The organism is Salinarimonas sp. NSM, assembly GCF_052380005.1.
Classification (GTDB): domain Bacteria; phylum Pseudomonadota; class Alphaproteobacteria; order Rhizobiales; family Beijerinckiaceae; genus Salinarimonas.
Genome location: NZ_JBQTCJ010000006.1, coordinates 66147 through 87370 on the forward strand (window position 1 = coordinate 66147; position 21224 = coordinate 87370).

At 71.7% G+C, this 21224-nt stretch carries 23 protein-coding genes, 1 tRNA gene and 1 pseudogene; 19 read left to right on the forward strand and 6 right to left on the reverse strand.

Annotated elements, in window-relative coordinates:
* Genes ACTZWW_RS04415 through ACTZWW_RS04450 form a run of 8 tightly spaced genes read left to right on the forward strand, consistent with a single transcriptional unit; the run spans position 1 to position 5174 of the window.
* Positions 1 to 1218: a recombinase RecT gene (locus ACTZWW_RS04415; RefSeq protein ID WP_444779727.1), complete on the forward strand. Its 1218-nt coding sequence runs from the start codon at positions 1 to 3 to the stop codon at positions 1216 to 1218.
* Positions 1215 to 1844, forward strand: coding sequence for a J domain-containing protein (locus ACTZWW_RS04420; RefSeq protein WP_444779728.1), 630 nt, complete (start codon positions 1215 to 1217; stop codon positions 1842 to 1844). The genes ACTZWW_RS04415 and ACTZWW_RS04420 overlap by 4 nt, the downstream gene beginning before the upstream one ends.
* A gap of 2 nt (positions 1845 to 1846) precedes the next feature.
* Positions 1847 to 2110, forward strand: coding sequence for a hypothetical protein (locus tag ACTZWW_RS04425; RefSeq protein WP_444779729.1), 264 nt, complete (start codon positions 1847 to 1849; stop codon positions 2108 to 2110).
* Between the two features lie 2 nt (positions 2111 to 2112).
* Positions 2113 to 3123 (forward strand): phage Gp37/Gp68 family protein, encoded by a 1011-nt coding sequence (locus ACTZWW_RS04430; RefSeq protein WP_444779730.1) that lies wholly within the window; start codon positions 2113 to 2115, stop codon positions 3121 to 3123.
* 2 nt (positions 3124 to 3125) lie between these two features.
* A complete protein-coding gene (locus tag ACTZWW_RS04435; RefSeq protein WP_444779731.1) occupies positions 3126 to 3551 on the forward strand; it encodes a hypothetical protein in 426 nt (141 codons plus the stop codon).
* Positions 3551 to 4105, forward strand: coding sequence for a hypothetical protein (locus tag ACTZWW_RS04440; RefSeq protein WP_444779732.1), 555 nt, complete (start codon positions 3551 to 3553; stop codon positions 4103 to 4105). The genes ACTZWW_RS04435 and ACTZWW_RS04440 overlap by 1 nt, the downstream gene beginning before the upstream one ends.
* Positions 4102 to 4977 (forward strand): hypothetical protein, encoded by an 876-nt coding sequence (locus ACTZWW_RS04445; protein WP_444779733.1) that lies wholly within the window; start codon positions 4102 to 4104, stop codon positions 4975 to 4977. The genes ACTZWW_RS04440 and ACTZWW_RS04445 overlap by 4 nt, the downstream gene beginning before the upstream one ends.
* Positions 4974 to 5174: a helix-turn-helix transcriptional regulator gene (locus ACTZWW_RS04450; protein WP_444779734.1), complete on the forward strand. Its 201-nt coding sequence runs from the start codon at positions 4974 to 4976 to the stop codon at positions 5172 to 5174. Before ACTZWW_RS04445 ends, ACTZWW_RS04450 begins: the two co-directional genes overlap by 4 nt.
* On the opposite strand, the gene ACTZWW_RS04455 is transcribed toward ACTZWW_RS04450, so the two are convergent.
* Together ACTZWW_RS04455 and ACTZWW_RS04460 are read right to left on the reverse strand one after the other, a co-directional pair.
* The gene (locus ACTZWW_RS04455; protein ID WP_444779735.1) at positions 5129 to 6304 is read right to left on the reverse strand and encodes a tyrosine-type recombinase/integrase; all 1176 of its coding nucleotides are present in this window, start codon (positions 6302 to 6304) and stop codon (positions 5129 to 5131) included. The genes ACTZWW_RS04450 and ACTZWW_RS04455 overlap by 46 nt on opposite strands.
* Before the next feature lie 160 nt (positions 6305 to 6464).
* Positions 6465 to 6554: transfer RNA gene (locus ACTZWW_RS04460), tRNA-Ser, on the reverse strand.
* Between the two features lie 273 nt (positions 6555 to 6827).
* Here ACTZWW_RS04460 and ACTZWW_RS04465 point away from each other — a divergent pair.
* Together ACTZWW_RS04465 and msrA are read left to right on the forward strand one after the other, a co-directional pair.
* Positions 6828 to 7151 carry a hypothetical protein gene (locus ACTZWW_RS04465; RefSeq protein ID WP_444779736.1) on the forward strand — a complete coding sequence of 108 codons (324 nt, stop codon included), beginning with the start codon at positions 6828 to 6830 and terminating at the stop codon, positions 7149 to 7151.
* Positions 7152 to 7219: 68 nt separating this feature from the next.
* Positions 7220 to 7900: a peptide-methionine (S)-S-oxide reductase MsrA gene (msrA, locus tag ACTZWW_RS04470; protein WP_444779737.1), complete on the forward strand. Its 681-nt coding sequence runs from the start codon at positions 7220 to 7222 to the stop codon at positions 7898 to 7900.
* A 3-nt stretch (positions 7901 to 7903) separates the two neighbouring features.
* Here msrA and ACTZWW_RS04475 read toward each other — a convergent pair whose 3' ends face one another.
* Both ACTZWW_RS04475 and ACTZWW_RS04480 read right to left on the reverse strand, forming a co-directional pair.
* On the reverse strand, positions 7904 to 8479 hold the full coding sequence (locus ACTZWW_RS04475) for a cytochrome b (protein ID WP_444779738.1): 576 nt from the start codon (positions 8477 to 8479) through the stop codon (positions 7904 to 7906).
* Between the two features lie 12 nt (positions 8480 to 8491).
* Positions 8492 to 9229 carry a RibD family protein gene (locus tag ACTZWW_RS04480; RefSeq protein WP_444779739.1) on the reverse strand — a complete coding sequence of 246 codons (738 nt, stop codon included), beginning with the start codon at positions 9227 to 9229 and terminating at the stop codon, positions 8492 to 8494.
* A 253-nt stretch (positions 9230 to 9482) separates the two neighbouring features.
* Between ACTZWW_RS04480 and ribA the strand changes: the two genes are divergently transcribed.
* The 9 genes and pseudogenes from ribA (at position 9483) to hutH (ending at position 19327) form a co-directional block, all read left to right on the forward strand.
* Positions 9483 to 10595 (forward strand): GTP cyclohydrolase II RibA, encoded by a 1113-nt coding sequence (gene ribA / locus ACTZWW_RS04485; protein ID WP_444779740.1) that lies wholly within the window; start codon positions 9483 to 9485, stop codon positions 10593 to 10595.
* A 160-nt stretch (positions 10596 to 10755) separates the two neighbouring features.
* Positions 10756 to 11136 carry a hypothetical protein gene (locus ACTZWW_RS04490; RefSeq protein ID WP_444779741.1) on the forward strand — a complete coding sequence of 127 codons (381 nt, stop codon included), beginning with the start codon at positions 10756 to 10758 and terminating at the stop codon, positions 11134 to 11136.
* A gap of 227 nt (positions 11137 to 11363) precedes the next feature.
* Positions 11364 to 11951 (forward strand): F0F1 ATP synthase subunit delta, encoded by a 588-nt coding sequence (locus ACTZWW_RS04495; protein WP_444779742.1) that lies wholly within the window; start codon positions 11364 to 11366, stop codon positions 11949 to 11951.
* Complete coding sequence (gene atpA / locus ACTZWW_RS04500) at positions 11951 to 13486, forward strand: F0F1 ATP synthase subunit alpha (RefSeq protein ID WP_444779743.1); 1536 nt, start codon at positions 11951 to 11953, stop codon at positions 13484 to 13486. The genes ACTZWW_RS04495 and atpA overlap by 1 nt, the downstream gene beginning before the upstream one ends.
* Before the next feature lie 85 nt (positions 13487 to 13571).
* Positions 13572 to 14447, forward strand: a complete 876-nt coding sequence (locus ACTZWW_RS04505) for a F0F1 ATP synthase subunit gamma (protein WP_444779744.1) — start codon at positions 13572 to 13574, stop codon at positions 14445 to 14447.
* A 37-nt stretch (positions 14448 to 14484) separates the two neighbouring features.
* Positions 14485 to 15903: pseudogene (gene atpD / locus ACTZWW_RS04510) on the forward strand (F0F1 ATP synthase subunit beta); the annotation flags it as partial.
* Between the two features lie 79 nt (positions 15904 to 15982).
* Positions 15983 to 16381 carry a F0F1 ATP synthase subunit epsilon gene (locus tag ACTZWW_RS04515; protein ID WP_444779745.1) on the forward strand — a complete coding sequence of 133 codons (399 nt, stop codon included), beginning with the start codon at positions 15983 to 15985 and terminating at the stop codon, positions 16379 to 16381.
* A 142-nt stretch (positions 16382 to 16523) separates the two neighbouring features.
* Positions 16524 to 17774 (forward strand): imidazolonepropionase, encoded by a 1251-nt coding sequence (gene hutI, locus ACTZWW_RS04520; RefSeq protein ID WP_444779746.1) that lies wholly within the window; start codon positions 16524 to 16526, stop codon positions 17772 to 17774.
* A complete protein-coding gene (hutH, locus tag ACTZWW_RS04525; RefSeq protein WP_444779747.1) occupies positions 17771 to 19327 on the forward strand; it encodes a histidine ammonia-lyase in 1557 nt (518 codons plus the stop codon). The genes hutI and hutH overlap by 4 nt, the downstream gene beginning before the upstream one ends.
* A gap of 18 nt (positions 19328 to 19345) precedes the next feature.
* On the opposite strand, the gene ACTZWW_RS04530 is transcribed toward hutH, so the two are convergent.
* Together ACTZWW_RS04530 and ACTZWW_RS04535 are read right to left on the reverse strand one after the other, a co-directional pair.
* A complete protein-coding gene (locus ACTZWW_RS04530; RefSeq protein ID WP_444779748.1) occupies positions 19346 to 20152 on the reverse strand; it encodes an SDR family oxidoreductase in 807 nt (268 codons plus the stop codon).
* A 165-nt stretch (positions 20153 to 20317) separates the two neighbouring features.
* Complete coding sequence (locus tag ACTZWW_RS04535; protein WP_444779749.1) at positions 20318 to 21223, reverse strand: LysR family transcriptional regulator; 906 nt, start codon at positions 21221 to 21223, stop codon at positions 20318 to 20320.
* Position 21224: the final 1 nt, after the last annotated feature.

The following is a 21224-nucleotide window of genomic DNA, read 5'->3' on the forward strand; positions in this document are numbered from 1 at the left end:
ATGAACGCCGTCACCACGACCGAGCGCCGCCCCCCCGCCGTCGAGTTCCGCGACCAGTTCACCAAGATGGAAGGCGAGATCGGGATGGCGCTCCCGGCGCACATCCCCGTTGAGCGGTTCATGCGCGTCGTGCTGACGGCGGTGAACGGCAACCCCGATCTCCTCGCGGCCGATCGCCGAAGCCTGTTCTCGAGCGCCATGAAGGCGGCGCAGGACGGCCTCCTTCCGGACGGGCGCGACGGCGCGCTCGTGATCTACAACACCAAGGTCAAGGTGAAGAACCCCGAGACCGGGCGCGAAGAGAACGAGTGGATCAAGGCCGTTCAGTGGATGCCCATGATCGGCGGCATCCTGAAGAAGGTCCGCAACAGCGGCGAGCTGAAGTCCATCCGGGCGCACGTCGTGCACGCGAAGGACCGCTTCGAGGTCGTGCTCGGCGACGAGGAGCGGATCGTGCACGAGCCCGTCGTCTTCGGCGAGCAGGGCCCGCCCATCGGCGCCTACGCCATCGCCGAGACGAGCGACGGCGGCGTGTACCGCGAATTCATGTCCCGCGAGGAGATCGAGCGCGTGCGCAGCGTCTCGCGGGCGAAGGACAGCGGGCCGTGGTCGCAATGGTGGGGGGAGATGGCGCGCAAGACGGTCCTGCGCCGGCTGGCGAAGCGCCTGCCGATGTCGTCGGACCTCGACGACCTGATCCGCCGCGACGACGAGCTCTACGACTTCGAGGGGCAGCGCGAGGCGCGCCGGCCGCAGGCCTCCGGCCTCGCCGCCCGGCTCTCTGGCGCCCGCGGCCCCGGCTTCAACCACGCGCAGATCGAACGCACGGTAGCGGGCGACGAGACGCCCGCGCTCGAGCACGACGACATTCAGGAATCGCCCGCGCCCAACCAGGCCCCTGGCGCGGGCGCGGCGGGGGAAGCGGAGGGGGGTGGCACGACCTCGCGCTCCCCCGCCGATACCTCTCCGGCCGCGCAGGCCGGTGACGCGGCGGGCCGCTCCGGGGAGGGCGACGACCTGCCCTCCCCGGAAGACATCAAGGACTGGTGTCGGGAGAGCTCGGCATTCGAGATCGGATACCAGCACGGCACGAAGGGTCGCCCCGCCGCCCCGGATCAGGAGTGGAACGACGACGAGACCGCGGACTACCGCCGCGGCCACGGGATCGGGAAGCGCGTGCGCGCGGCCGCCGCTCGCGAGACGGAGGGCGCGCGATGACGGAAGCCTACCCCCTCTCGTGGCCCGAAGGATGGCCGCGGACGCCGATCGGGAGGCGCATGGACGGGCGGGCGAAGTTCGTCCGGCACGACCGAAAAGCCCAGGCTGGGAAGACGGCCTACGACTGGACCTTCGGCGAGTCCCGAGATGCGCTCATGGGCGAGCTGTCGAAGCACGGCGCGCGGGGCATCGTGATCTCGACGAACCGCCAGCTTCGGCGCGACGGGCTCCCGCTCGCGTCCGGGCGCATCCCCGAAGACGACGGGGTGGCGATCTACTTCACCCGCGCGGGCCGGCCCCTGGCCATGGCCTGCGACCGCTTCCTCCGCGCGGAGCACAACATGCGCAGCTTGACGCTCGCGCTGGAGGCGATGCGCGCGCTTGAGCGCCACGGCGGCGGCGTGATGATGGAACGGGCCTACGCGGGCTTCGCGGCCCTGCCGTCGCCCGGCGCCGCGCGCCCCTGGCACGTCGTGCTCGGCGTGTCTCCGGTCGCCTCGGTCGACGAGATCCGGGCCGCGCATCGCCGCCTGATCAAGGAACACCACTCCGACCATGGCGGCTCCGATGACCGCGCCGCCGAGATCAACGCCGCCCGGGACGCGGGCGTGAGGGAGAGGGGCTGACCATGGGCGACATAGCCGAGGATTGGCGCGAGTTCCGCGAGCACAAGCGCCGCCGGAACCGCGAGGCGGGCGACCGCAACATGGCGAGCGCCGACCCGACCGGCTGGACGCAGCACACAGAATACCACTGGAGCCGGACTTACCAGGGCGATCGGTTGGACTTCTGGCCGAGCACGATGACGTTCCGGTTTCGAGGGGAGACGCACCACGGCAACGCGAATGACTTCATCAACGCCGCCCGGGATGCCGGGCTGAGGGAGGGCTGACCATGGCCGAGAACAGCGCGATCGAGTGGACCGCCCACACCTTCAACCCGTGGATCGGCTGCGCCCATGTCGGTCCCGGCTGCGACCACTGCTATGCCGAAGCGCTGATGGACAAGCGCCACGGTCGCGCGCAGTGGGGAGGCCCCGGCAAGGGCGTCGGGACGCGGGTCCGGACGGCGCCGAGCACCTGGCGCCAGCCGCACGTCTGGAACCGCAAGGCTGCGGCTGCCGGCCGCCGCGAGCGCGTGTTCTGCGCGTCCCTCGCGGACGTGTTCGACAACGCGGTGCCCGACGAGTGGCGGGCGGATCTCGCGGCGCTCATCCTCGCGACGCCGTCGCTCGACTGGTTGCTTCTCACGAAACGCATCGGGAACGCGAGGGGCATGCTCCGCACGATGTTCCCTGCGGGCGTGCCGGCGAACGTCTGGCTAGGCGCCACTGTCGTGAACCAAGCCGAGGCCGATCGCGACGTGCCTAAACTTCTGCGAACGAAGGACAGGCTCAGTATATCTGTCGCGTTTTTGTCATGCGAGCCGCTACTTGGTCCTATTGATCTCGCTCGGTGGCTGGAGACGTGGGAACATTGTAGCGCATGCGGCGCGGACTATCCAACGGATGAGGCGATCCCAGACGAAGAAGGCCACCCGAACGGTGCAGATCAGTGCGCAGTATGCGGCGACACCAATTGCATGACGACAACGTGGGGCTGGCGCGCGAAGCAGTTGAAGCTCGAAATCGGCAGCGAGGCTGCCGAAGATGTTCACAGTCGTTTCTGGTTGAACTGGATCATCGTCGGCGGCGAGAGCGGCGCCGGCGCCCGCCCGATGCATCCTGATTGGGCGCGGTCCCTGCGCGACCAGTGCGCCGCCGCGGGCGTGCCGTTCTTCATGAAGCAGATGAGCGGCGTCCGGAAGCCGCTTCCGCCGATACCGGATGACCTGATGGTCCGGGAGTTCCCGCGGGTGCACGGGGCCGATCCCGCTCCCGCGTCGCTCTTCGGCGGGGAGGGCTGACCATGGCGCGCCCGACCTGCCCGTCATGCGGCAAGCCCGCTGAGGAGCGCCGCACCCGCTATGGCGTCCGCCATTCGTGCTGCGGGCTCCATTCGTGGGGTGGGCGCCCGCTCGTTTCGCAGGCCGTCCACGACGCCCGCCAGCGGGCGCACGCCGCCTTCGATCCGCTGTGGCAGCGCGCAGAGGAAGCCTATCAGCTCGCCGAGCCCGCGGGGCCGGAGCGCGACCAAGCCGTGAAACGCATTCGCCGGACGGCCCGGAATCGAGCCTACGAGTACATCTCGCACGTGACCGGGATGCCCGAGCCCGAGTGCCATATGTCCGCGCAGGACGATCTCGCGAAGCTCGCGGCGATCGAAGCGGTGGCGCTCGGCGCCTCGCCGGCCATCGTCCGCGCGTGGTGGAAGAGCCGCGGGGAGGCCGCCTGATGCCCCCGCGCCCGCCCCGCCGCGCCGTCCCGCTCGCCGTCCAGGTCCAGGTGGCGAAGCGCCAGCTCGCCGAGCTGATGATCCGGCTCGGGATGATCCCGGTCGTCGTGATGGAGGACGGGACGGAGCGGGACGCGCGGCCCGATGAGGTGGCGCTGGATCTCGACCACACGCCCGCGCTCGGGATGCGCCCGGTTAACGCGGACGGGACCGACTACGACCCACCCCAGCACGACCCGGGCGCGCTCGTGTGGCGCCCGCAGGTGGCGATCAAGGGGATGCAGGGGCATCGGGAGAAGACGCACGGCCGGCGTCTCGGCGAGAGCCGGAACGCCCGGCGCGAGCCCGGCGACGTGACGATGATCGCGAAGGCCCGCCGGGTCGAGAAGGCGAACGCCGAGTTCCGCGCCCGGCTCCTGGCGAAGGTGGACCCGGACGCCGAGCCTCCGCCGGCCCGCAAGCGGAAGCACACCATCCCGAGCCGTCCTTTCCCGACCGGGAAGCGGCCGATGAGAACCCGCGCTCTCCGCGAGCGCACGACGGAAGGACGATGACGATGACGAGAGAGCAAGAAATTCGCGAGCGGCTGCGCGAGCCCATTGGGCTGGACCTGTCGGACGCGGCAGTCGGTGCGCTCGCTGATGAGCTCGGGGTGCTTCACCATCGCGCCGAGAGCACCCGTGAGGCGGTGAAGAGCGTCATCCAGCGCGTCGAGGCGCTGGAGCGGGCCTCCGGTGCGCCAGCCGCTACGAGCTCGCCCCCGGTCACCGATGCCGTCACTGAGTTGATCGCGGCGGCGGAGGCGGTGATCGCACGCCTCGACGCTGGCCCCAGTGCCACCGGCACGATGCCGTGGGGGCGCCTCCGCTCTGCTCTCAACCTCGCGAAGGGGGCGGCCCCCGTCCCGGCACCCCCGAGCGCAGTGGATGCCGTCGTCGAGGCGGCGCGGGCGTTGATCGTCGCGGACCACAAGACCGAGGGCTCGGCGCCCGATGCGGCTTGGGATGCCCTCGCGAACGCTCTCGCCGCCTACGACGCGGCCCCGCGCGAGCCCGCCCTCGACGCCAAGGACGTCGAGATCGCGAGGCTGCGCAGTCAGATCGCCCGCCTCAAGGAGACCCAGCGCCGCCTTTACGACGGCGAGCACGTACGGCTTCTTGAGGAAGCGCAGGCCGAGACCGCCCGGCTGCGCGCCGCGCTGGAGCCGTTCGCGAAAGCGGCGGGCATCAAGCTGTGCGGCGAGTGGCGCGACGACGAGCGGTTCTCGCAGACCGACGTCGGCTCCTACCTCACATTCGGCGATCTCCGCCGCGCCGCCGCTGCCCTCGACGGCGTGCCGCGTGTCGCCGACATCCTCGCCGCCGAGCTGAAGTGGCCGACGACAGAAGAGCGCGCGGCGGCCGAACCCAAAGAGGATACGCGATGACCGAGACCGACGACACGATGCTGACGATCGATGAGGCTGCGACCCGGCTCGGGATGCACCGCGCGACCGTGTTCCGGCGCATCAACGAGGGCAAGCTCGCTGTGGCCCGTGATGGGAGATGGGTGCGCATCCGCCTTGGCGAGATTCGCCGCTACGTCGCTGCGCAGACGAAGGCCTCCCATTCGATGGCGAGCTGACGGCGGCGCGCCAGCGCGTCGCCTCTTCGATACGCCCGCTCCGTCTCGTCACCGACGACGTGCGCGAGCGCAGCCTCGATGATCTCCCGCGGATGTGCCGTGGCGTCGCCTGCCCAATCCCGGAACGAGGAACGGAAGCCGTGCACGGTGTACTCGCCCAGCCCCATGCGCTTCAGTACGGCCGAGAGGGTCATGTCGCTCATCGGCCCGCCGCGGGGCGCCGGGAACACGAGCCCGTCTTTGCCGGCGCGCGGGCGGACGAATTCGAGGATCGCCAGGGCTCGAGGTGCGAGGGGGACGCGATGCACCCGGCCGCTCTTCATGCGCTCGGCGGGAACGGTCCACAGCGCGCTCTCGACGTCGAGCTCGCGCCACGTCATGCCCCGCACCTCGCCCGATCGCGCGGCCGTGAGGATGAGGAATTCCAGCGCGAGCGGCGCGAGCCCGTGGCGCGCCCGAAGGTCTCGCACGAAGGCCGGCACCTCCCGCCAGGGCATCGCCGCGTGATGGCCGCGCGCAAGCTTCCGCGGGGCCGGGAGGATCATCCGCAGATGGCCGGCCCAGCGCGCCGGGTTCTCGCCCTCGCGCAGCCCCTCGACGCGGCCAGCGTCGAGGATGCGTTCGATCCGAGCGCGCAGCCGGCTCGCCGTCTCGGGCTTCGTGTGCCACAGGGGCCGGAGCGCGCGCAGAACGGCCTCGGTATCGACGTCCGCGATCGGGGATGCCCAGATCCCGGCCGCGTGCTGCTCAAGCGTCTGCCGCCACTGCCGTCGGTGGACCGGGGAGCGCCATTCTCTCTCGTGCATCGCGATGAATCGCTCGGCGACCTCTCCGAAGGTGGGGCGGTGGACGGGCTGTGGTGGGGCGGCACGGGCGGCGATGGGGTCGCGCCCCTCCGCGACGATCGCTCGGGCTTCCGCGGCCATCTCGCGCGCGCGGGAGAGCTTCACGGCCTGGACGGAGCCGAGCCCCATCTCGCGACGCTTGCCGTTGAGGCGGTAGAGGAACACCCACCGCTTCGCGCCGGCCGGGTCCACCAGGAGATAGAGGTTGCCGCCGTCGGCGTGGCGCCCCGGCGCCGTGATGGTCGCGACCTCGCGCGCCGTGAGCCTGTTGAGGGTCCGCCCCACCACCGCCTCCCGCTCACCCCACCGCGCGCCCCACTTCCGGCTTGCGATCCGGGGCGACGGCCTGCGACTGTGAGCGACGGGAATAGCGTGCCGATGCGGGGCTCGGCAAGGCGTTCGTGCGACTGTCTGCGATTGCGTGCGACGTGCTGCAACGGTAGAGTGGCGGACAGGGCGGGATTCGAACCCGCGATACGGTTTCCCGTATACACACTTTCCAGGCGTGCGCCTTAAACCACTCGGCCACCTGTCCGCGTCGCGGGGGGCGCCGGATATGGGAACGGCCGCCCGCGGAGGCTCTCCATATATCCGGGGGCGGCCGCGACGCAAGCCCCATTGCCGAGGCACGCGACGCGTCTCGCCCATGTCTGCCCCGTCGTCTGCCCCGTCGTCTGCCCCGTCGCCTGCCCCATCCCTCGCCCCCGTCATGCGGGAGAGCGTGGCCGCATTTCGCTGTTGCGCGGCCGGCGCGGGCGGGTAAGGCTTGCGGCATCTTCGTGTCCTCAGCGTTCGCGAGCGTCGTCCCATGATCCGTTTTCTCGTGCGTGTCCTCGGCCTGCTCCTCGTCGCGGCGGGGTTCGTGGGGCTCGTGGTGGACGGCACGCGCTCGATCGCCAACCACGAGATCGCCTTCACGCCGCTCGGCGAGGTGCTGTTCCAGGCCTTCCCGCAGAGCTTCCCCATGCTCGAGCCCGCGATCACGCGCCACGTCTCGCCCGTGCTGTGGGACCCGGTGCTGCTGACGCTGCTGCTCTGGCCGGCGTCGATCGTGGCCTTCGTGCTCGGCGCGATCCTCTTGTGGCTCTCCCAGAAGCGGCCGGAGCCCGTGGGCTACCTCACGGAGCGGTGAGGCGTCCGCCCCTCGAAACGCCGGGCGCGCAGGGCCATATGGCGCAGGACGTCACGAGGAGGCCCTTCATGTTCTTCATGCGCAAGAAGACCACGATCCCGACACCCGCCGAGGCGCTGCCGGGCCGCGACCGCCCGATCCCGACGGCCGAGCGCCACCACGTCTCCGGGCGCCCGCTGCAGGGGCCGTACCCGGAGGGCGCGGCGATCGCCGATTTCGGGCTCGGTTGTTTCTGGGGCGCCGAGCGCGCCTTCTGGAAGCTGCCGGGCGTGTGGGTCACCGCCGTGGGCTACGCGGCCGGGCACACGCCGAACCCGACCTACGAGGAGGTCTGCTCGGGCATGACCGGCCACAACGAGGTCGTGCGCGTCGTCTACGATCCGGCGGAGATCTCCTACGAGCGGCTGCTCGGGGCCTTCTTCGAGAGCCACGACCCGACCCAGGGCATGCGCCAGGGCAACGACGTCGGCACGCAGTACCGCTCCGGCATCTACGTCCACGGCGAGGGCCAACGCCGGGCGGCGGAGGCGGCGCGCGCAGCCTACGGCGAGCGTCTGGGCGCGGCGGGCTTCCCCGCGATCACGACCGAGATCCGCGAGGCCGGGCCGTTCTACTTCGCCGAGGACTACCACCAGCAATATCTCGCCAAGAACCCCGGGGGCTATTGCGGGCTCGGCGGGACCGGCGTCTCCTGCCCGGTGGGCGTAGGTGTGGGCGTGGGCGTGGGCGTGAGCGCCGCGGAGGCGTGAGCCTCAGCTCCGCGTGAGACCGACGCGGCGCGGGCGACCTCCTGTCATCCGCGCCAGCGTGTCGTCGCGCCGCAGATAGTGGTGCTGCAGCGCTGCGCCCGCATGCACCAGCACGACGAAGGCGAGCAGGTAGGCAGCATAATTGTGCACGACGAAGATCGGCCGCGCGACGTCGAAGCCGCGTGCGACCGGCAGCGTCATGTCGACGCTCCAGAACAGGTTCACCGGTGCGCAGCAGGCGGAGGTCGCCGCCCAGCCCGACAGGGGCACGACGACGAGCAGGAGATAGAGCGCGACGTGGCTGATGCGCGCGGCGAGCAGCTGCCATCCCGGCATCGGCGCGTGCGCCGGCGCGCCGTGCACCGCGCGGGCGACGAGGCGCAGGACGACGAGCCCGACGACGATCAGACCGAACGACTTGTGCAGCTCGTAGAGCGCGTTCGTCAGCGTGCCCGGCCCGATGCGCGTCATCGTCAGCCCCGCCGCGATCATGCCCACGATCACGAGGGCGGTGAGCCAGTGGATCCAGATCTGCACCGCCGCGTAACGCGGCGCGACCGCGATGTCTCGTCCCGCCATCCGCTCTCTCCCTCAGGCGCCCCCCGCGGCGGCCTCCGATCGCAGGTCGCAGTCGAAAAGGACGTCCCCGTCCGCCAGGAGATAGGTCCGTGCGCGCGGACGCAAGGCCTCCCCAACGGTCTCGATCGGTGCGAGCGTCAGGCCCGGCCGCCCGGAACCGATCAGCATCGGCGAGACGAGCACGTGCAGCCGGTCGAGCGCGCCCGCCGCGAGGAAGCGCGAGACGGTGTCCGCCCCGCCCTCCACCAGCAGCCGCGCGATGCCGAGCCGCCCGAGCGCCGCGACGATCGCCCGCGGATCGACGCGGCCGGCATCGTCCGCCGGCAGCGCGAGCGCCTCGACGCCGACGGGAAGCGTCGCATCGACACCCGCGCGGCGCAGCGCGATGCGACGCGCGCCGTCCTCCCGCCAGACCGCGGAGGTGGGAGGCAGGCGCCCGCTCGGGTCGAGCACGACGCGCGCGGGGCTCTCGCCGGGCACGCGGCGCACGGTCAGCAGCGGATCGTCGGCGAGCGCCGTGCCGACGCCGACGAGCACGGCGTCGACGCGGGCGCGGATCGCATGCAGGTGATCGAGTGCCGCCGTCCCGTTGATGTACTTGGAGTGCCCCGTCACCGTGGCGATGCGCCCGTCGAGAGACTGGCCGAGCTGGCCCACGACGAAGGGTGCGTCGGGCCGCCCCGCCGCGAACGGCGAGAAGACCGCCTCCGGCGCCGGCGCGGCCGCCGACCGGGCGTCCCCCTGCGGCAATGAGGCCGCGCTTCTCCCTGATCCGTGATCTCGCATACGCCGTACCCGAATTGCCCTGCGCGACTTGCGCCCGATATAACGCGAGCCGGCTCACTTCGGCGCGCACGATCGGAGAACCCCTCTCGCGGAGAGCCCTCTCTCGCGCGGAGACCCTCACGAACTAGCGTGGCGGGAACGAACGGCCAGGGTCGGCGCTTGTCGTCCAACCCGCGGCTCGCTGCGTATCCCGCCACGGGTGAAAGGCCAGGAAGTCATGATGCGTCTCGTAATGGGCTCGAGCGGGGATATCGACCTGACGCGGGTCGAGCGCGCCATCGCCGAGTTCCGCCACGCCCGCCCGGTCCTGATCGAGGACGGCGACCGCGCGATCGTCGCCGTCGGCGTCGAGGACCTCGACGCGGAGGCCTGCACGCACCTGGACGTCGTCGCCGACGGCACCGCTCGTCTCGTGCTCACCGAGCAGCGGCTGTCGCGCATCGGCCGCGAGCGTGCCGAGCCCGGCGCGGTCGCGCTGCCCCGGCTCGACGCGCAGCGGATCGAGAGCCTCGCCCGGCGCACGGAGGCGCGGCTCGACGCTCCCGCCCATCCGGTCGACCCGCTCGACGCCGACGCCCTCGAGCTCGCCCGCCTCGCGTTCGTCACGCCCGCGGTGGTGACCTTCCCCGTGCGCGCCGCCATCGAGCGCGAGCCGAGCCTGCTGCGCGTGCCCGCCCAGGCGATCCGCTCCTTCCGCGCCCGCCAGGCGAGGACGCTGCGCATCGCGAGCCGGGCGCCGGTGCCGCTCGAGGGTGCGGCGACGACGGAATTCGTCGTCTTCCGCGGCGGCGAAGGCATGCGCGACCAGGTCGCCGTGGTGGTCGGCGAGCCGGATCTCGCCAAGCCCGTGCTCGTGCGCCTGCACTCGGCCTGCCTCACCGGTGATCTCTTCGGCTCGCTCAAGTGCGACTGCGGAGACCAGCTGCGCGGCACGGTCCAGGCCATGGCGGCGGGCGGCGGCGGCATCCTGCTATACCTCGACCAGGAGGGCCGCGGGAACGGCATCGCCAACAAGATCCGCGCGTACCAGCTCCAGGCCGAAGGTTTCGACACCTACGAGGCTGACGAGGCGCTGGGCTTCGGCCAGGACCAGCGCCGCTTCGGCTTCGCCGCGCAGATGCTGCGCCAGCTCGGCGTCGCGCGCGTGCGGGTGATGACGAACAATCCCGAGAAGATCGCCGCCCTGCGCGCCGCGGGGCTCGAGGTCGTCGCCGACGTGCGCAGCGTCGGGCGCCGCCATCCCGAGAACGTGCGCTACCTCGCCACCAAGCGCGACAAGGCCGGCCACCTGATCGAGCTCGACGGCGCCGCCGCTCCCCCGGCCGAGTGACCGGCGCACGGCGGCCCGCCGCGTCCTGCGGTCGCATGCGGGCGGCCGCGATCGACGGCCTTACCGCCATGCATCGGGTTTAACGCAAAGGTGACGGGTCGCCGCCTACGCTTCGCTTCGTTCCGGGATGCGCCCGGGGGCAGACGAGGGGCCGATCAACGTGGACGCAGAGACCCGCGCCGCCATCAAGAAGCTCGCGAGCGCCATCGACGGCGTCGCCGGAATGGCCGCCGGCTGCGCCGCCTACATCGCGGCGATGGAGAACGCCTCCTTCGCGGACCGGCGCAAGGCGGTCGGCGTGTCGCGGACCTTCGCGCCCGAGGGTCTCGCCGGTGAGACCGGCATCCCGCCCGCACGGGTCGCCCAGGCCATGATCGAGCAGATCGCCACCGTGGCGCGGCAGATGGAGCAGCTCAAGCAGCGCATCGACGCGCCGCCGCGGTTGCCGCTCCAGCGTGACCGGGAGGACGCGAACCCGGCCGAGCGGGCCGCCGGCACGGCCGCCCGCGCACCGGAGGCCGCGACCCGCAAGCGCGCCTGAAGGACGCCGTCCGCCCGCGTTCGGCGGGCGTCTTTCGCGCTGCGGCAAAGCGGTGCCGCAACGGCGTGCGCGGCGCTTGCGCCCCCTGAGATCCCATGGTATCGCAGCCACGCCTCGCGGGCACCGGGTGCCTCGCACACCCGCGGCCGAGCCAAATCCAGACCTCAGCGAGCGCTCCTTCGCAGCCCCGCGGCGGCCGAGCGCTCCCATTCGGGAAGAGACTTTCGGTGGCTGAGCGAAATCAAGAAGGCGGGTCGTCGTCCGGCGGCTCGATCGTGTCGGGGGTCGCCGGCCGTTACGCGTCCGCCCTGTTCGAGCTGGCGCAGGACCAGGCCGCGGTAGACGCGGTCGAATCCGATCTCGCCCGCATCGAGGCCATGGCAGCCGAGAGCGAGGACCTGCGCCGCCTGCTCCGGAGCCCGATCTACACCGCCGACGAGCAGAAGGCCGCCATCGGCGCCCTGCTCGACAAGGCGGGCATCTCCGGGCTCGCCGGCAACTTCGTGCGGCTCGTCGCCTCCAAGCGCCGTCTCTTCCTCCTCCTGCAGATGATCGGCGCCTACAAGGCGCTGAACGCGCGGGCCAAGGGCATCGTCCCCGCCGAGGTCCGAGTCGCGGAGGAGCCGTCCCCCACCCTCCTCGACGAGATCCGCGCCACCGTGCGCGACCTCGCGGGGTCCGAGGTGTCGCTCGACGTGAAGGTCGACCCCGCGCTGATCGGCGGCCTCGTCGTCAAGGTCGGCTCGCGGATGATCGACGCGTCCCTGCGCACCAAGCTCAATGCAATTCGTCTCAGCCTGAAAGAGGCCCGCTGATGGACATTCGTGCAGCCGAGATCTCCGCGATCCTCAAGGAGCAGATCAAGAACTTCGGCCAGGAGGCCGAGGTCAGCGAAGTCGGCCAGGTGCTGTCCATCGGTGACGGCATCGCGCGCTGCTACGGCCTCGACAAGGTCCAGTACGGCGAGATGGTGGAGTTCGAGTCCGGCGTGCGCGGCATGGCGCTCAACCTCGAGACCGACAACGTCGGCGTCGTGGTGTTCGGCTCCGACCGCGAGATCTCCGAGGGCCAGACGGTCAAGCGCACGGGCTCCATCGTGGACGTGCCGGTCGGAAAGGGCCTGCTCGGCCGCGTCGTCGACGCGCTCGGCAACCCGATCGACGGCAAGGGCCCGATCCAGTACACCGAGCGCGCGCGCGTCGACGTGAAGGCGCCGGGCATCATCCCGCGCAAGTCCGTGCACGAGCCGATGGCGACGGGCCTCAAGGCGATCGACGCGCTCATCCCGATCGGCCGCGGCCAGCGCGAGCTGATCATCGGCGACCGCCAGACCGGCAAGACCGCGATCGCGCTCGACACGATCCTCAACCAGAAGCCGCTCAACGTCGAGGGCGCGCCCGAGAGCCAGAAGCTCTACTGCGTCTACGTCGCGGTGGGCCAGAAGCGCTCCACGGTCGCCCAGTTCGTGAAGGCGCTCGAGGAGAACGGCGCGATGGAGTACTCGGTCGTCATCGCGGCGACCGCCTCCGACCCGGCGCCGATGCAGTTCATCGCGCCCTTCGCCGGCTGCGCCATGGGCGAGTACTTCCGCGACAACGGCATGCACGCGGTCATCATCTACGACGACCTCTCGAAGCAGGCCGTCGCCTACCGCCAGATGTCGCTGCTGCTGCGCCGCCCGCCGGGCCGCGAGGCCTTCCCGGGCGACGTGTTCTACCTGCACTCGCGCCTGCTCGAGCGCGCGGCAAAGATGGGCGAGGACGCCGGCCTCGGCTCGCTCACCGCGCTGCCGGTGATCGAGACCCAGGCGAACGACGTCTCCGCCTACATCCCGACGAACGTGATCTCGATCACCGACGGGCAGATCTTCCTCGAGACCGACCTGTTCTACCAGGGCATCCGCCCGGCGGTGAACGTCGGCCTCTCGGTGTCGCGCGTGGGCTCCTCGGCCCAGACCAAGGCGATGAAGAAGGTCGCCGGCAAGATCAAGGGCGAGCTCGCGCAGTACCGCGAGATGGCGGCCTTCGCGCAGTTCGGCTCCGACCTCGACGCCACGACCCAGCGCCTGCTCAACCGCGGCGCGCGCCTCACCGAGCTCCTGAAGCAGCCGCAGTTCTCGCCGCTGAAGATGGAGGAGCAGGTCTGCGTGATCTACGCCGGCGTCAACGGCTACCTCGACGCCCTGCCGGTGGCGAAGGTGCGCGCCTTCGAGGAGGGGCTCCTGTCGCTGCTGCGCCAGAAGCACCCGGAGATCCTCGACGCGATCCGCGAGACGAAGGACCTGAAGGACGACACGGCCGAGAAGCTCAAGGGCGTCGTGTCGGACTTCGCCAAGACCTTCACCGCCTGATCGGGCGACCAAGACCCTCGCCGCCGCTCCCCGGCGGCGGGGCTTCCGCACCCGTCGCGAACACGAGAAGAGGTCTGGGCGCTCGATGCCGTCTCTGAAGGATCTGCGCAACCGCATCGCCTCGGTGAAGGCGACGCAGAAGATCACCAAGGCCATGCAGATGGTCGCCGCGGCGAAGCTGCGCCGCGCCCAGATGCAGGCGGAAGCGGCGCGCCCCTATGCCGAGCGCATGGCGAAGGTGCTCGGCAACGTCGCCGCCGGCGTCCAGATCGGCCCGGAGACGCCCAAGCTCCTCTCCGGCACCGGCAAGACCGACACGCATCTGCTCGTCGTGTGCACCGCCGAGCGCGGCCTGTGCGGCGCGTTCAACTCCTCGATCTCCCGTCTCGCCCGCGACACGGCCAACCGGCTGCTCGCCGAGGGCAAGACGGTCAAGATCATCTGCGTCGGCCGCAAGGGCTACGACGTCCTGCGCCGCACGCACGGCAAGCTGATCGTCGAGCTGATCGAGCTGCGCTCCGTGAAGGTGCTCGGCTTCGAGAACGCCGAGGAGATCGGCAAGAAGGTGCTCAACCTCTACGCGGAGGGCGCCTTCGACGTGGCGACGCTGTTCTACTCGCGCTTCCGCTCGGTGATCCAGCAGATCCCCACCGCCCAGCGGCTGATCCCGACCGAGATCCCGCAGGTCGAGGAGGCCGGATCGGGCGCGATCTACGAGCACGAGCCCTCCGAGCAGGAGATCCTGGAAAAGCTGCTGCCGCGCAACGTCTCGGTGCAGATCTTCTCGGCGCTGCTCGAGAACGGCGCCTCCGAGCAGGGCGCGCGCATGTCGGCCATGGACTCGGCCACGCGCAACGCCGGCGAGATGATCAAGAAGCAGACGCTGACCTACAACAGGACGCGTCAGGCTCAGATCACCAAGGAACTCATCGAAATCATCTCGGGCGCCGAGGCGCTCTGAGCAGTCAACGAGGACGAGACCCATGGCTGAACCCACCGGACGCATCTCCCAGGTCATCGGCGCCGTCGTCGACGTCTCCTTCGACGGCCACCTGCCGGAGATCCTCAACGCCCTCGAGACCGACAACAACGGCATGCGTCTCGTCCTCGAGGTGGCCCAGCAGCTCGGCGAGAGCACCGTGCGCTGCATCGCCATGGACACGACCGAGGGCCTGACCCGTGGCCAGCCGGTCACCGACACCGGCGCGCCGATCCGCGTGCCCGTCGGCGCCGGCTGCCTCGGCCGCATCGTCAACGTCATCGGCGAGCCGATCGACGAGGCCGGCCCCGTCCCGGCAGAGGGCTACCGTCCGATCCACGCAGAGGCGCCGAGCTACGCCGACCAGTCGACCGAGGCGCAGATCCTCGTCACCGGCATCAAGGTCATCGACCTGCTCGCTCCGTACGCCCGCGGCGGCAAGATCGGCCTGTTCGGCGGCGCCGGCGTCGGCAAGACCGTGCTGATCCAGGAGCTGATCAACAACGTCGCCAAGGCCCACGGCGGCTACTCGGTGTTCGCCGGCGTCGGCGAGCGCACCCGCGAGGGCAACGACCTCTACCACGAGATGATCGAGTCGGGCGTCAACAAGGACCCGCACGAGAACAACGGCTCCACCGAGGGCTCGAAGTGCGCCCTCGTGTTCGGCCAGATGAACGAGCCGCCCGGTGCCCGCGCCCGCGTCGGCCTCACGGGCCTCACCATCGCGGAGCACTTCCGCGACCAGGGCCAGGACGTGCTGTTCTTCGTCGACAACATCTTCCGCTTCACGCAGGCGGGCTCCGAGGTGTCGGCGCTGCTCGGCCGCATCCCCTCGGCGGTGGGCTACCAGCCGACCCTGTCCACCGACATGGGCCAGCTGCAGGAGCGCATCACCACGACGACCAAGGGCTCGATCACGTCCGTGCAGGCGATCTACGTGCCCGCCGACGACCTGACCGACCCGGCCCCGGCCACCTCCTTCGCCCACCTCGACGCGACGACCGTGCTCAACCGCGCGATCTCCGAGAAGGGCATCTACCCGGCGGTGGACCCGCTCGACTCGACCTCGCGCATGCTCGACCCGCGCATCGTCGGCGAGGAGCACTACCAGGTCGCCCGCCAGGTCCAGCAGGTGCTCCAGCGCTACAAGTCGCTGCAGGACATCATCGCGATCCTGGGCATGGACGAGCTGTCCGAGGAGGACAAGATGACGGTGGCGCGCGCCCGCAAGATCGAGCGCTTCCTGTCGCAGCCCTTCTTCGTCGCCGAGGTGTTCACCGGCTCGCCGGGCCAGCTCGTGTCGCTCGAGGACACGATCAAGGGCTTCAAGGGCCTCGTCGAGGGCAAGTACGACCATCTGCCGGAGGCCGCCTTCTACATGGTCGGCTCCATCGACATGGCGGTCGAGAAGGCCGAGCGCCTCGCCCAGGCGGCCTGACCGGGGCCGACCATCGATCGCGGGCGCGCCGGGACGGCACGCCCGCCTCCCATTCCGACGCGGGTCCCAAGAGGGTTCAATGGCCAGCTTCCCCTTCGAGCTCGTCTCCCCGGAGCGAATCATCTTCTCGGGCGACGTCGAGACGGTGGTGATCCCCGCCTCCGAGGGCGAGATGACGCTGCTCGCCGACCACGCCCCGATGATGACCTCCCTGAAGACGGGCTTCCTCGTCGTCGGGTCCGGCAAGGGCGAGGAGCGCATCCTCGTCCAGGGCGGCTTCGTCGACGTCGGCCCCAAGGGCGCGACCGTCCTGGCAGAGCGCGCCATGCCGGTCTCCGAGGTCACCGGCGACATCCTCTCCCGCGAGATCTCCCGCGCCGAGACGGCGCACGAGACCATCGAGGACCCCGTCCTCAAGGCCGAGGCGGCGGACACGGTGGCGCAGCTGCGCGACGTGAAGGCCCGGCTCGGGCTCTGAGGACTCGCCGGGTCCGCCGACGTTCTGCCGAAGGCCGCCGCGAGGCGGCCTTCTCGCGTTAGGGGCCGCCCGCCGACCCCCGATTTCGCTTGCGTGCCGGCATGCGCAGCATAGACATGTCGCCACCAGCAGGGAGGCAGGCATGGCGGAACACCAGCCCACGCCACGCACCAGCCCGGCACGCCTGTGGCGCGACGCCCGGCTCGCCACCTTCGCCCCCGGCCTGCCCGGGATCGGCGCGGTGGAGGGCGGCGCGGTCGTCGCCCGCGACGGCCGAATCGCCTGGGTCGGACCGGAACGCGACCTGCCGACGGAGGCCGCGCGCGGTGCGGAGGTCGTCGCCTGCGACGGGCGCTGGATCACGCCGGGCCTCGTCGACTGCCACACCCACATCGTCCACGGCGGTAGCCGCGCCCGCGAGTTCGAGATGCGGCTCGAGGGCGCGCGCTACGAGGACATCGCCCGCGCCGGCGGCGGCATCCTCTCCACGGTGCGCGCCACCCGCGCGCTCGACGTCGAGGGCCTCGTCGCCGCCGCCCTGCCGCGGCTCGACGCCTTCCTCGCGGAGGGCATGACGACGATCGAGGTCAAGTCCGGCTACGGCCTCGACATCACGACAGAGATCGCCATGCTCGAGGCCGCCCGCCGCCTCGCCCGCGAGCGGCGCGTGCGGGTCGCCACCTCGTGGCTCGCGGCGCATGCGGTGCCGCCGGAATACGCCGGCCGGGCGGGCGCCTATCTCGACGCCGTCGTGCTGCCAGGCCTCGCGCAGGCGCACGCCCGCGGCCTCGTCGACGCGGTGGACGGCTTCTGCGAGGGCATCGCCTTCTCCCCCGCCGAGATCGCCCGCGTCCTCGACGCGGCCGTCGCCATGGGCCTGCCGGTGAAGCTCCACGCCGAGCAGCTCTCGAACCTCGGCGGCGCAGCGCTCGCTGCATCCCGCGGCGCGCTCTCGGCGGACCATCTGGAATACCTCGACGAGGCCGGCGTCGCGGCCATGGCCGAGGCCGGGACGGTGGCGGTGCTCCTGCCCGGCGCCTACTACACGCTGCGCGAGACGCAGGCACCGCCGGTGGCGGCGCTGCGCGCGGCGGGCGTGCCGATCGCGCTCGCGAGCGACTGCAATCCCGGCTCCTCGCCGCTGACGTCCCTGCTCCTCGCCATGAACATGGGCGCCACGCTGTTCCGCCTCACCCCGAGCGAATGCCTCGCGGGCACGACCCGCGAGGCGGCCCGCGCGCTCGGGCTTCTCGACGAGATCGGCACGCTCGAGCCCGGCAAGGCGGCGGATCTCGCGATCTGGGACGTCGAGACCCCGGCCGAGCTCGTCTATCGCATCGGCTTCAACCCGCTCCACGCCCGCGTCGTCGCGGGGGAGGAGGTGCGCCCGTGAGCCCCGTTCGAGACGATCCGGCCTCCGCCCTCGTGCTCGAGCCCGGGCGCGTGCCGCTCGCGACGCTGGAGCGCATCTACCGCACCGGGGCACCCGCGCGGCTCGACCCCGCCTGCGACGCCGGGATCGCGCGCTCCGCCGCGCGGATCGCCCAGATCGCGGCGGGGGACGCGCCGGTCTACGGCGTCAACACCGGCTTCGGCAAGCTCGCCTCGATCCGCATCCCGGCGGGCGACGTGGCGACGCTGCAGCAGAACCTGATCCGCTCCCACGCCTGCGGCTTCGGCGCGCCGCTGCCCGCGGCGGTGGTGCGTCTGGTGATGTCCCTGAAGCTGATCTCGCTCGGGCGCGGCGCCTCGGGGGTGCGCCACGAGGTCGTGCGGCTGATCGAGGGCATGCTCGCCGGCGACGTGCTGCCGGTCATTCCCGAGAAGGGCTCGGTCGGCGCCTCGGGCGACCTCGCGCCGCTCGCGCACATGACGCTCGTGATGATCGGCGAGGGCGAGGCCGTCCTCGGCGGGGAGCGGCTTCCCGGCGCCGATGCGCTCGCGCGTGCGGGGCTCGCGCCGGTGCGGCTCGCGGCGAAGGAGGGGCTCGCGCTCATCAACGGCACGCAGGTCTCCACCGCGCTCGCGCTCGCGGGCCTGTTCGAGGCCCACCGCGCGCTGAAGGCGGCGATCGTCACCGGCGCGCTGTCGACGGACGCCGCGATGGGCTCGCCGGCGCCGTTCCGGGCGGAGATCCACGCCCTGCGCGGCCATCGCGGGCAGATCGACGTCGGCGCCGCGCTCAGGGCGCTGCTCGAGGGCTCGGGGATTCGCGAGGCGCATCGCGAGGGCGACGAGCGGGTGCAGGACCCCTATTGCATCCGCTGCCAGCCACAGGTCGCGGGCGCCTGCCTCGACCTCCTGCGCCAGGCCGCGTCCACGCTCGAGATCGAGGCGAACGCGGTGACCGACAACCCGCTCGTCCTGTCGGACGACAGCGTCGTCTCCGGCGGCAACTTCCACGCCGAGCCGGTGGCCTTCGCCGCCGACCAGATCGCGCTCGCGGTGGCCGAGATCGGCTCGGTGACGCAGCGGCGCATCGCGCTCCTCGTCGACCCCGCCCTCTCCTTCGGCCTGCCCGCCTTCCTGGCGAGAAGCCCCGGCCTGAACTCGGGGCTGATGATCGCGGAGGTGACCTCGGCGGCGCTGATGTCCGAGAACAAGCAGATGGCGCATCCCGCCTCGGTCGACTCGACGCCCACCTCCGCCAACCAGGAGGACCACGTCTCCATGGCCTGCCACGGCGCGCGCCGGCTCCTCGCCATGACGGAAAACCTCTACGGCATCGTCGGCATCGAGGCGCTGACCGCCGCGCAGGGCGTGGAGCTGCGCGCGCCGCTCGAGACGAGCCCGGCGCTCCTGCCGGCGCTCGCCGCCATCCGCGCGGTCTCCCCGCCGCTCGAGGTCGACCGCCCGCTCGCCCCGGACATCGCCGCCGCCCGCGACCTCGTCGCGACGGGCGCGCTCGCCGCCGCAGCCCCCGCGGGCGTGCTGCCGGAGCTGTGAGGCCGCGCGGCGTCGCGCCTACCCCTCCGAGGGTGCCGGCGCGGCGCCGCCGGCGAGGATGCCGCCGTCGAGGACGAGCTCGGCGCCGGTCATGTAGGTGGCCTCGTCGGAGGCGAGCATGACGGCGAGCGCGGCGACCTCGTCGGGACGGCCGAAGCGCTTCATCGGGCAGTCCGCCAGCGCCGCCGCCTCGCGGGCGGCGCGCTCGGGGCCGGTGCCGAGCACGACCTCCCACATCGGGGTGAGGATCGCGGCGGGGCAGATGGCGTTGCAGCGGATGGCGAGACCCTGGGCGGCGCAGTAGAGCGCCACGCTCTTGGTGTGGTTGCGCACCGCCGCCTTGGCGGAGGCGTAGGCGGCGGCGCCGGGCACGCCGACCATCCCCGAGCGCGAGGCGATGTTGACGATCGAGCCCGTCCCCGCGGGGCGCATGGCGCGGATCGCGTGCTTGCAGCCGAGGAACACGCCGTCGAGATCGACGGCGTGCACCGCCCGCCAGTCGGCGAGCGATGCATGCTCGGGATCGTGCGGCACCATGCCGTTCTCGAAGCCGGTGATGCCGGCGTTGTTGACGAGCACGTCGAGCTTGCCGCGCGCGGCGACGAGATTGTCGACCGCGGCGATCCAGTCCGCCTCCTCGCGCACGTCGAGCTTGGTGTGCGCGGCGCAAGGGCCGAGCTGCTCGGCCTGAGCGGCGGCGCCGGCCTCGTCGATGTCGGTGACGAGCACGAAGGCGCCCTGCGTGGCGAAGGCCTTGGCGATCGCCGCCCCGATCCCCCGCGCGGCACCGGTGACGAGGGCGACCTTGCCGTTGAGGCGATGCATGGGCGGGCTCCTTGCGTGTCCTGCGGCGGGGCGGTGCGTGTGGCCCGGCGCTCATACGCGCTCCACGCGCGCGGGTCGAGGCGGGAGCGTTGCGGGAGGGGGGAGGCTGGCATGCGTGAGAGGGGCGGGGTTCGGCGGCGAAGGCGTCATGCGCCGGCGCGCGCCTCACAACCGAAGCCCCGCATCCCAATACGGCGTCGCCCCATACAGCTCCTCGAGGAAATCGATGAACGCCCGCGTCTTCTGCTCCAGATGCCGCCGGCTGGGATACACCGCGTGGATGGCGACGCGGGCGGAGGAGCGCCAGGCGGGAAGCACGCGCACGAGGGCGCCGGACTTCAGCTCCGACCCGACGTCCCAGGTCGAGCGCAGCGCGATGCCCGCACCCGAGAGCACGGCCTCGCGCACGACCTCGCTCGAGTTGGTGCGCAGCGGCGACGTGATGCGCACCGTGCGCGGGCCATCCGGCCCGTCGAGCCGCCATTCCGGCGCGCCGTGGACGAGGAGCGTGTGGCGCGCGAGCGCGTCGAGATCGGCGGGCGTGCCTCGGACGGCGAGGTAGCCCGGCGTCGCCACCAGCACCCGATGGCTCGGCGCGAGCTTCTTGGCGACGAGACTCGAATCCGACAGGTCCGCGATGCGGATCGCGAGGTCGAGACCCTCGGCGACGACGTCGACGAAGGCGTCGGAGAGGGCGAGGTCGACGGTCACCTGCGGGTGGGCCGCGAGGAAGCGCACGAGATGGGGCGCGACGTGCATGCGCCCGAACGAGGTCGGCGCCGAGACCCGCAGCAGCCCCCGCGGCTCGGCGGCCCCGGACATCGCCCACGCCTCCGCCTCCTCCACCGAGGCGAGGATCGCCACCACCCGCTCGTGGAAGCCGCGCCCCGCCTCGGTGAGCGCGAGGGAGCGCGTCGTGCGCTGGAGGAGCCGCACGCCGAGCCTCTCCTCGAGCCGCCGCATGCGCTTCGACACCACCGCCGGCGAGAGCCCGAGCTCGCGCCCCGCGGCCGACATCGAGCGCGCGGCGACGATGCGCGCGAAGACGTCGAGATCACCCAGCCTGTCCATG